This window comes from Dyella sp. AD56 (genome assembly GCF_002878475.1).
Classification (GTDB): Bacteria; Pseudomonadota; Gammaproteobacteria; order Xanthomonadales; family Rhodanobacteraceae; genus Dyella.
This window is the reverse complement of the sequence record NZ_NRDP01000017.1, coordinates 69,862-80,109: the sequence shown is the minus strand read 5'-3', so window position 1 is coordinate 80,109 and position 10,248 is coordinate 69,862. Positions and strand designations below refer to the sequence as shown.

General features: G+C 61.9%; 6 protein-coding genes and 1 pseudogene. 2 read left to right on the top strand and 5 right to left on the bottom strand.

The genetic code is table 11. The annotated features are described in order from the left end of the window. The 5 genes and pseudogenes from DyAD56_RS13040 to DyAD56_RS13015 all read right to left on the bottom strand — a co-directional run. Window positions 1-281 (bottom strand): annotated as a pseudogene (locus DyAD56_RS13040) (transposase); the annotation flags it as partial. Window positions 282-897: 616 nt separating this feature from the next. Beyond that, window positions 898-2,463 carry a TonB-dependent siderophore receptor gene (locus tag DyAD56_RS13030; RefSeq protein WP_102303200.1) on the bottom strand — a complete coding sequence of 522 codons (1,566 nt, stop codon included), beginning with the start codon at window positions 2,461-2,463 and terminating at the stop codon, window positions 898-900. Next, on the bottom strand, window positions 2,448-3,359 hold the full coding sequence (locus DyAD56_RS13025) for an STN domain-containing protein (protein ID WP_102303199.1): 912 nt from the start codon (window positions 3,357-3,359) through the stop codon (window positions 2,448-2,450). Before DyAD56_RS13025 ends, DyAD56_RS13030 begins: the two co-directional genes overlap by 16 nt. Window positions 3,360-3,430: 71 nt before the next feature. Then, entirely contained in the window at window positions 3,431-4,354 is a 924-nt protein-coding gene (locus tag DyAD56_RS13020) for a FecR domain-containing protein (RefSeq protein WP_255409218.1), read from the bottom strand. 45 nt (window positions 4,355-4,399) lie between these two features. Continuing rightward, complete coding sequence (locus DyAD56_RS13015; protein ID WP_102303208.1) at window positions 4,400-4,924, bottom strand: sigma-70 family RNA polymerase sigma factor; 525 nt, start codon at window positions 4,922-4,924, stop codon at window positions 4,400-4,402. Between the two features lie 698 nt (window positions 4,925-5,622). Here DyAD56_RS13015 and DyAD56_RS13010 point away from each other — a divergent pair. Together DyAD56_RS13010 and DyAD56_RS13005 are read left to right on the top strand one after the other, a co-directional pair. Next, window positions 5,623-8,451, top strand: a complete 2,829-nt coding sequence (locus tag DyAD56_RS13010; protein ID WP_199178963.1) for a TonB-dependent receptor — start codon at window positions 5,623-5,625, stop codon at window positions 8,449-8,451. 202 nt (window positions 8,452-8,653) lie between these two features. Next, window positions 8,654-10,126: an FUSC family protein gene (locus DyAD56_RS13005; RefSeq protein ID WP_102303196.1), complete on the top strand. Its 1,473-nt coding sequence runs from the start codon at window positions 8,654-8,656 to the stop codon at window positions 10,124-10,126. The last annotated feature ends 122 nt before the right edge of the window (window positions 10,127-10,248 follow it).

The following is a 10,248-nucleotide window of genomic DNA, read 5'->3' as shown; positions in this document are numbered from 1 at the left end:
TAGCCAGCGCCCGACGCTCGCTCAGTTCTCTGCCCACCATGTAACGCACCAGCTCACGTCGGGCCGGTGCGTTCACCACTTTTTTTTCGCAACGCATCCTTGATGACTTCGTTCTCCAGTACCTGTTCGGCCAGGAGCTTTTTTTTCAGCCGCCCGTTCTCTGTCTCCAGATCCTTCAGTCGCTTTGCTTCGGGCACGCTCATGCCTCCGAATTTACTGCGCCACAGGTAATAAGAAGCCTCACTGAAGCCGTGCTTGCGGCACTGCTCCTTGACTGGCATGCCGGCTTCAACCTCTCGCAGGAAGCCGATGATCTGCTCTTCGGTAAAACGCTTCTTCACGTCCAATCTCCTTCGGTTGGGGGATTGGACTCCAAATCGAATCGCTACTCAAAAGCGGGGGGACGTCGCTTTCTCTAGCCCGACGCCGCATCCTCGAAGAAGCAGATCGGGCAGTACGCGTTCCGATAGGGCACATATGCGCTTTACCCCTTTTGTGGGGACTTCTGACCATCGCTTCAGCGCGGCCCTTCGATGGGGACGAACTGCACTGGGCTACACACCAGGCATTTGACGCTTGAACATCAATCCAGCCGCCGCGGCTGAGATGGAGGCAGGGAGTTCGCATTTCCCGGTACGGATGGCTTGCAACTGCCAGAGTTAGAGCGGGTGCCTGCAGGTCGTCGTCACGCATGCGATCAAACCGCCCCTCAGAAGGCCAGGTGTTTGAGATCTACGAGTCTCCCCATATGACTTAACCGTGTCGCTGAGCGCAACAAAACCGCCAAACCCTGTCGCCGGCCGACAAGGCTCGAACAGAATTAAAGAATTTTAAGCGCGATATCAGTGGACTGACGCCCGTGACAAGATTTGGCAATCCCAACAATTCTGCGGTAGGTCAGTACTTTGCGCGGACCGTCAGCATGAAGCTCCGCGGCGCGCCGTAGAAGCCGCCTGCGGCGTAGAAACTTTGGTAGTAATGCCGATCCAACGCGTTGTCGATCGTTGCGGTGACATTCCAGAGCGGGTCGATGCGGTATCCCACTTGCAGTGATGCAGTCGTATAGCCTGGCGCATGCACATTGCCGCTAGCCCAACTGCTCGACGCCAACAATCCCGCACCGATGTTGAATCCGCACAGCGTTTCGTTCTGGAAGTGATAGTTGCTCCAGATTTTGGCGTTGTGTCGCGGCGTGATGGCAGAGAGGTTCGCTTCGTCCTGCTCGGTGCGGTAGTGCGGGTCCAGATAGGTGTATCCCGCACTCAAGTCCCAACCGGGTAGCGGTGAACCGCCAATCTCAGCCTCGGCACCGTTCATGCGAACCTCGCCAGCCGCGCTGTAGAAGAAGATGTCGCTGGAGTAGTAAGCGCGGTTGCGGTCCTTCAGGTTGAACAACGCCATCGATGCGTTGAGCTTGCCGTCGTAGAACTCACCCTTCGCACCGATCTCGTACTGGTCGCCCGTGCGCGGTGGCAACGGCGAGCCACTCGCCGTCAGTAGAGACTGCGGCACGAAGATCTGCGAGTAACTGCCGTACAGCGAGATCTGGCTGTTCAAGTTGTAGATCAGTCCCGCATAGGGGGTGAACTTGTGATCCACACTGCCCGGGTCGCGCGGCATGTTCGGCGTGGTGCCGACGTCGGCATTGCCGCTGAATGTGTGGTAGTTGCTCACGCGGCCACCCAGCACGAAGGTGAGCGGGTCCGTGATGCTGAAACGCGCCTGGCCGTAGATCCCGTATTGCTCGGTACGCGTCTGGTAGTTTCCCGCCAGTGGAATCGACGGCTGCGGCAACTGCACCAGCTGGAAGATGTCAGTGCTGCCCCAGGCCTCGTTGGAGTACTGGTCTTGCGTCTTCACTTCGTCGTAGTTCATGCCGACCAGCAGCTGGTGCGTGCGACCGAACAGATCGAACGGCCCGCTTGCATTGACATCGGTGGAGAGCCAATTAAAGCGTGTGTTGTCCCTCGCGGGGAAGTAACTCACGTCGTTGGTCACCGGATCGATCGTGCTTGGCAGGCCGATGTAACGCGCGTCAGCGTCGCTGGCGCGATAACGCGCGCTCACGCGCATGCACCAACCGCCATCGAAGAAGTGATCGAGCTCGGCAAAGGCCTCACGGGTGTTCTGGTTGCTGCGCGTCCAATCGGGAAACGGGTTGGTCGAGGGCGACAGGTTCAACAGCGCGCCGGTGCTATAGGCAGGGATCGCCGACAGGATTCCGTGCGTCTCGTCGTGTTGCACAGTGCCCGATAGCGACAGCAGCGTACTCGCGCCAAGGTGGTATTCCAGAATGCCGTGCAGCATCTGCGATTCATGATGTGAGTGATCGTAGAACAGGTCGCTGTCCGTATCAGCGATCACCATGCGTCCCTGCAGGGTTTTGTTTTGGTTGAGCGAGCCGGATACGTCCAGGTCGCCGTGAAACTCGTTCCACAAACCCACGCTCAGGCTGCCCGACATCTGCGTATCTGCAGTTGGACGTTGCGCGCAAAGTTCACCAAGCCCCCAGGTTCGCCCGAACCTTCCAGCAGGCCGGCCGAGCCGCGGATGATTTCGATGCGGTCGTACATGGACAGATCGAACTGCGGTGCACCGACGTTGAGCGAACCACTGGAGGGAATGCCATCCAGCTCTGCCCCCAGCGCATAGCCACGGGCGTAGTAGCTGTTGTTGAGGTAAGGATTGGCGTTGCTCTGCACGGTGACGCCGGTGGTCTGGGTCATCGCACTCTTGATGTCGTTGATGTTCTGGTCATCCATGCGCTGGCGCGTGATCACGCTGACCGACTGAGGAATCTCACGCATGCTGTACTCGCCCTTGCCCAGCGTCAGCGCGCGGGTGGTGTACGAGTCGCTGCCGTCTGTGGTCGCGTTCTGCGATTCGGCGGTGACTTGGATCGTCGACAGCGTGGTCAATGCCGGGCTGGTGCTGGCCTTCGTCGCGGACGTTGCCGGCGCGGCGGCATGAGTTGATGCGCTTGAGGATGGCGGTACGCGCACGAGTGAATAGATTCCGTGGCCGTCGACGGTGGCCTGCCAGCCACTGCCAGCAAGCAGCTCGTCAAAGCCCTGCTGCGCGGTGTATGCGCCATGCAGGCCGGTCGAGGAAACCGGTGCCAGCTGAGCGGCATCGAACGACAGCGTGACGCCTTCCCTACCGGCGAACTGGCTGAGCACGCGGGGCAACGGCCCGCCCGGTATATCCACTTGCCGCGCCGTTGGTGTGGATAGCGAGGCGTGGTCCTGCGCATGGGCGACATCAAGCAAGGGTATGGCGGCAAGACAGCCGTAGAGGATGCCGCACAGTTGCTTAGGTAGGGCGCGTTTCGCCAGTTTGCTGGAGTGATCGAACGACATGGATTTTCCCGGACATGGATAGGTTCTCCAGTAAGGGCCGAACGAGCCACTCAAAAAGTGCAGCTCTCCAGTCAGCGCGGTTCCAACGTCACCCAGAGCCGCGTGCGGCGCACCACGCGCACGGGAAACGCATGGGTAAGTGCATCCAGTGCGCGATTGGTATCGTCGATGGGGAAGGCACCTGAGATTTTTAGCGCGGCAATGGATGGATGACAGCCGAGGTATCCGGGGCGGTAGCGCGACAGCTCCGCGATGAATACCGCTAGCGGCATGTCCACCGCGATGATGCTGCCGTACTGCCAGGAGGCTGCGGAGACATCGTTGGGTTGCGGCGCTTCGACGTGGTGCGCGGTGAAGCGAGCGTGGTAACCGGCCCGCACGATGAGCGGCGCTGCACCCCTCGCTGGCTGCACCTTGACCGATTTCTCCAGTACCGAGACTTCAGCGTAGTCCGCTTCGGTTCGCACAGTGAACTGAGTACCCAGCGCGAGCACGTCGCCCTGTCGTGTTGCTACGACGAAAGGTCGGTGCGTATCGGCCGCCGAGTCAGCGCCTGTGCGTATCATCACTTCGCCGGCACGTAGCTTCAGCAGCCGCCGGACGGATGAGAATTCGACATCGACGGCGCTCGCCGTGTTGAGCGATAGCGCTGACCCATCGGGCAGCCCGACATCTCTGCGCTGACCGACGCGGGTACGGTAATCGGCGAGCCAATCCTCCCAGGGCAGCTGGCGCCACGCGAGCATGCCGGCGGAGCCAACACCCAGCACCGCGACGAGCTGGCCCAACGCCCTACGTCGCGCCCGGCCGGCAGCGTCCAATGCGCGTCCGGCTACGGCGCCGGGTAGACGGCCAAACTGTGCGCGTACCTCTTCCACCAACTGCCAAGCACGTTGATGGCTGGGATCGGCCAAGTACCAGCGCGCCCATGCCTGCCGGTCGTCCTCGGTCGCCTGTTCCGCATGGAGCTGGGCGAACCATCGCGATGCTTCCAGGACAACGGCATGCTCAGCGGAGCGGAGGGACGTGATGGCGAACGCTCAGCCTAGCGCGGCATGGCGCAGACGAAGGCGGCAGCAGTGTTCCATCGCCTTGGCCATATGGTTGTTCACCGTGCGCAGCGAGATGCCGACGGTTTCGGCGATGGCCGCATAGGTCAGGCCATCGCACTGGGACAACAGGAACGTCCGCTTTACCTTGGCGCCCAGGCCATCAAGCATGGCGTCGATTTCCATGAGTGCACCGATCACCGTGGCCCGCTCCTCCGGTGAAGGCGCGAGCGGTTCGGGCTGCTGCGCGAGGGCCTCGAGGTAGGCCTGCTCAAAGGTGCGCCGGCGGAAGAAGTCGACAACCAGCCCCCTCGCGACGGTAGCGAGGAAGTCGCGGGGCTGGCGGATCTCCGGCGCTTGCCGCGACCGGATGACGCGCACAAAGGTGTCCTGCGCCAGATCGGCCGCATCCGACTCGTTGCCCAGCCGGTGACGTAGCCAGCCCCGCAGCCAACCATGATGGTCGGCATACATGGCTTCGACGGCACGCGACGCTGGCGTGGAAGAAATGGACATTGCGACCTTGGTGGTGGCCAGAACCCGCCACACCGAGGGGCCGCAGGTCAATAAATGCGAATCATTATTATTCGTAAAGTGGCGAAGGTAAAGGCTTTGCGGCTTCAGGTGCTGACCGGCCTGGCACGTTCCAGCTCAAGCTAACCCGCTGTTTATTCGGGATACGGGCAGAATTTGCCATTCATCGCCATGGCCAGATCCGTACGCAACAGGCTTCGGGGCGCAAGCCATAGCTAACCAACCGGCACAGATCAGTGGCCAAGAACAGATGTCAGCTCGTATGGGGGCTCCCGCTCACTGGCGCCTGCCAAAATCGCATTTTTTTGCGATTCACTTGCACCAGGCATTCGCGAAACTTAAGTCAAACTTACGTCTAGCTGGCATTTTGATGCCCAGACAGCCACGACGTAAGCACCTGTTTCTACTAAAACTTACACGAAACTTACAAAAATCGTTGACTTTTTGCGACGGCCGCCTCTAAGTTCGAAAGAGGGCGGCGGGGGAATCCGCAATTACCTACGCAATTCATTCGACCACGGAACTGTCTCGAAGACAGTGCCGCAGGGACTCGTGCGCCTGAAGAAGCCAGGACGACGCCTGGCGCTTATTCCTTCGGTTGATCACGTCGTTAGGGGAGCTAAAACGTGAAGCATTTCGGAAACAGCAAGCTGTCTACAGCTATTCGCCTGGGCCTTGCCATGGGCGCACTCGCCATGGCGGGCGGGGTCTACGCCCAGGATGCCGGTGGCGACCAAGCCAGCCCGGAGTCGGCAAAGAAACTCGAAACCGTCACCGTGACCGGTTCGCGCATTCGCAGCGTGGATGTGGAAACCGCACAACCCGTCATCACGCTGACGCAGGCGGACATCCAGAAAACCGGCCTGACCAACGTCGGTGACATCCTGCAGAACCTGACCGTCTCCGGCCAACCCACCTTCAGCAAATCCTCGGTGCTGCTGAGCAACACCGAGGAAGGTGGCCAGTACGTCAACCTGTACAACCTCGGCGAAAACCGCACGCTGGTGCTGGTGAACGGCAAGCGTTGGATGACCAGCCTCAACGGCTTCACCGACGTGTCGACGGTGCCGGCCAGCCTGATCGAGCGCATCGAAATCCTGAAGGATGGCGCTTCGTCGATCTACGGTTCCGACGCCATTGCCGGCGTGGTGAACATCATCCTGAAGGACCACTTCGACGGCGCCGCCGTGACCGGTTCGATCGGCCAGAACCAGGGCGGCGACGGTCGCCAGCAGGCGTACTCGTTCACCGTGGGCAGTACCGGTCAGAAGTCGTCGGTGGTGTTCTCTGCCACGTACAACAAGACCGATCCGGTATGGGCAAAGTCGCGCGACATCACCCGCTACACCTACGGCCCGGATTTCCCGAGCGCCGGTTACAGCGGTACGGGTCCGTGGGGTCGCTTCAGCTACGACGGCGACACCTATGTGCTCAACCACACGGGTGACCCGAACCACATTGGCACGGGCGCCGACTCGCGCAACATCAACAACTACCACGTGGGCGTCGAGGACAACGACTACTTCAACGCCACGAACCAGATGATGGAGCAGTTGCCGACCGAGCTGAAGTCGATCTTCACTGAGGGCAGCTACAACTTCAGCGACAACGTGACGTTCAAGGCGACCGGCATGTACGCCGAGCGCAATTCGTCCACGCAGGTTGCGGGTTACCCGCTCACCAGCGCCAGCCAGCCGACCTTCCCGGTGTACCTGAGCGGTGACAGCTACTACAACCCGCTGCCGGGCAATGACCTGTCGTTCGTGCGCCGTACCGTCGAGATGCCGCGCGTGAGCAACCAGAGCGCCAAGTCGCTGCATTTCGACGGCGCCTTTGAGGGCAACTTCGAGTTCCTCGACCACCCCTGGAACTGGGATGCGGGCTTTGGCTACGACAAGTACGACGTGGATACCACCAACACGGGCAACCTCAACCTGCTCAACCTCAAGCAGGCACTCGGCCCGTCCTTCCTCAACAGCGAAGGTGTCGTGCAGTGCGGTACGGCGGCCAGCCCGATCTCGCTCGGCCAGTGCGTGCCGTTCAATATCCTCGGTGGCCCGAGTGCGTCGACCAAGCAGGCGCTGAACTACATCATGGCGCGCGAGCAATCCTCCGCGCAGAGCATCATCAAGGACTTCACCGCCAACATCACCGGCGGCCTGTTCGAAATGCCCGCCGGTACCTTCAGCATCGCGGCCGGTATCGAGCACCGCAACAACAGCGGCTACGACACGCCGGACGAACTGGCCAGCGCCGGTTACACCACCGACCTTGCTGCCGGCCCGACCCGTGGCTCGTATACGGTGAACGAGGCCTACGTGGAGCTGGGCATTCCGCTGCTGAAGGATCTGCCGGGTGCCAAGTCGCTGGCGCTCGACATCGCCAGCCGCTACTCGCACTACAGCAACTTCGGCAGCACCACGAACAACAAGTACAGCTTCACCTGGTCGCCGTTCGAAGACCTGATGGTTCGCGGCACGTTCGCCAAGGGCTTCCGCGCACCGACGCTGGGTGACCTGTTCGGCGGCGGTTCGCAGACCTTCGACAACTACACCGACCCCTGCGACGCCGTGTACGGCACCACCGGCAACGGCGCCGTGGCCAGGAACTGCGCTGCCGCCGGTCTGCCGTCGAACTTCCGTCAGCTCAACACGGCCAACCAGCCGATCAAGGGCCCGAACAACCAGAGCACCACGCCATTCGTCACCGGCGCCGGCAACCTGTACCTGCAGCCCGAGCACAGCACCACGCGTACGCTGGGTCTGGTCTATAGCCCGCACTACGTCGATGGCCTGGACGTAACGCTGGACTACTACAAGATCAAGATCACCAACGTGATCCAGGCGATCACTGCCAACTACGTGCTTGATCAGTGCTACCAGTACTCGGTGCAAGAGTTCTGCTCACAGTTCTCGCGCGACGCCAACGGGCAGGTGGTGGATCTGCACGAAGGCAATGCCAACCTCGGCTGGATCCAGACTGCTGGCTACAACCTTGGTGTGAACTACCGACTGCCGCAGTTCTCGTTCGGTCGCTTCGTGTTCAACATGAACGTGAACTACCTCGACGAGTGGACCCAGGCCAGCACGAACGACGCACCGGCGATCAACTACGCCGGCCAGTACGGCAATCCGCATTGGCGCGCGAACCTCGGTCTGGATTGGACGTTGGGCAACTGGGGCGCGAACTGGGGCCTCCGCTACTACGGTGCAATCCTCGACGAGTGCTTCAGCGACACCGAGCACTGCAACAAGCCCAACTACAACAGCGTGAACTGGGCCTATGGTCCGGGCGCTAACCGTATGGGCGCCGTGGTGTTCAACGATGCGCAGGGTCGTTACCAGTTGCCGTGGAAGGCACAGATCTCGGTAGGCATCCGCAACATCTTCGACAAGAAGCCGCCGATGGAAATTCTCGCCGCCGAACTCGGTTACAACTCGGCCACCGCTCTCGATCCGACGCTGGACCTGGGTCGTTACTTCTACATCCAGTACAACCAGCAGTTCTGACTTTCCCCGTAACACACTCCCAGCAGTAATCTTGCCGGAGCCCCGCAAGGTGCTCCGGCTTTTTTTTGCCGAGGGTCGGGGCGATCAGCCGCGACAACGGCATAGGCACAGTCCCACCCGCGCCGAAGGCCAAGGCTGCGCGCGCATAGGCGTCATCCATCACGCTATAGAATGGAGCACGCCCCCACTGCTTCCTGACGACATGGACGACGCACTTCCGGCATGGATACGCATGGCCCGATCGGGCGCGTCGGTGTTGACGCGTCCCCTGCTGGAGGCCGTGGTGACGATGCTGGCCGTGCTGGCCACGCTGCGTTGCACGCAACTCATCGCACCGGGTGGCGGCCCTGCCGTGCTCGCAGTGGTGCTATGCCTATCGCTGTCGCGCAGCCATATGGATCGCGATCTGCGCGGCCGGCTGGAAGCGGCTGTGGCGCTGCCGCTGGTGGGTTTCGTGGCGATGGGCGTGGGCGTGTTGCTGCGACAAACGCCGTGGTTGGGTGCGGCGGTGTTCACCGCGGGCATGTTCCTGTCGATCTGGTTGCGACGGTTCGGCTCGATGGCGCGGCGCGCAGGACGCCTGATCGCCTTGCCGTTCATCGCCCTGCTCACCGTGCCGCACGTTCGCGTGGCGGCGGGCAGCGCGATTCCCGCTGTGCTGGTGCCCGTGGCAGTGGCGCTGCTGTCGTTGCTATGGGTGACGGTGTTCCATCAGCTGGCGCGATACCTGCGCCTGCTGCCACCCGTGATCTTGGCACCGTCCACCGCTGCACCTGTTCCACCGAGCAGCATGCGCCCTACCGCCAGCACGCGGATGGCCATCCAGATGGTGGTCGCCCTCGCGCTGTCGTTCGTGGTCGGTTACCTGTGCTTTGCCGAACGCTGGGCGTGGATCGTGTTGACCACGGTCATCGTCAATATCGGCAATCGCGGACGGCTCGATGTGGCCTACAAGAGTGGCCTGCGCGTGCTGGGTGCGGCAGCGGGTACGGTCATGGCGATGTCGCTGAGCTTTCACGCGGCGGGCGATCCAGTCGCCACGGGCCTGTGGATTCTTGCCGCCTTGTTCTTTGGCGTCTGGCTGCGCCCCTTGGGCTATGCGTGGTGGGCGCTGTTCGTGACACTCGCCCTCGCCCTGCTGCAGAGCCTGCAACCGGTGCCGCCGTCTTTGTTGTTGTGGCAACGGCTGGTGGAAATCGTCATCGGCGCGGTGATCGGACTTGCTTCGGCGTGGTTCGTGTTGCCGGTGCGTTCGAGTGATGTGCTGCGCCGCCGACTGGCCGACGCGCTGGCCGCCATGAGCGAGGCGATGGACCCATCCATTCCAGAACGAACGCCGGTTCGGGTGGCCGATGCGCTGGACCAGATCCGTGACATGGCGGCGCCGTTCCGCACGAGCCGGCGACTGACGCGGCGGTTCCGTTCGATGCAACCCGCCGACTGGATCGATACGCTGCTCGCTTGTCGCGCAACGGCCATCGATGTGATCGTGCGGGGAGAAACACCGGGGCGCGTGCGTCAGGCGATCGGCGCCGCACGCAAATCGCTGCGCGAACCGGAGGCCCTGCTGCCGGCGCTGCAACGATTGCGGGAAGCGCTGGACACGGATGCCCAATCACCCAAGCCAATGGAAGGAACCGGCCCAGCCAGCCCGCCGGCCTCCACAGCGGTCTGACCCGCCTCCTTCCGAACTGCGTGCCTTGCAACAAACGCCGTTGCGACACCACGCGCCCGCCCCGGAAAACACGGCGAGATCCATGCCTACCCACCGTGATGCGGCGCAACGCAGTGCCATGC

Bases quoted from the DNA above. Each gene is read 5' to 3' on its own strand.
- DyAD56_RS13030 (WP_102303200.1), bottom strand. From the start codon at position 2,463: ATGTCGGGCAGCCTGAGCGTGGGTTTGTGGAACGAGTTTCACGGCGAC.
- DyAD56_RS13025 (WP_102303199.1), bottom strand. From the start codon at position 3,359: ATGTCGTTCGATCACTCCAGCAAACTGGCGAAACGCGCCCTACCTAAG.
- DyAD56_RS13015 (WP_102303208.1), bottom strand. From the start codon at position 4,924: ATGTCCATTTCTTCCACGCCAGCGTCGCGTGCCGTCGAAGCCATGTAT.
- DyAD56_RS13010 (WP_199178963.1), top strand. From the start codon at position 5,623: ATGGGCGCACTCGCCATGGCGGGCGGGGTCTACGCCCAGGATGCCGGT.
- DyAD56_RS13005 (WP_102303196.1), top strand. From the start codon at position 8,654: ATGGACGACGCACTTCCGGCATGGATACGCATGGCCCGATCGGGCGCG.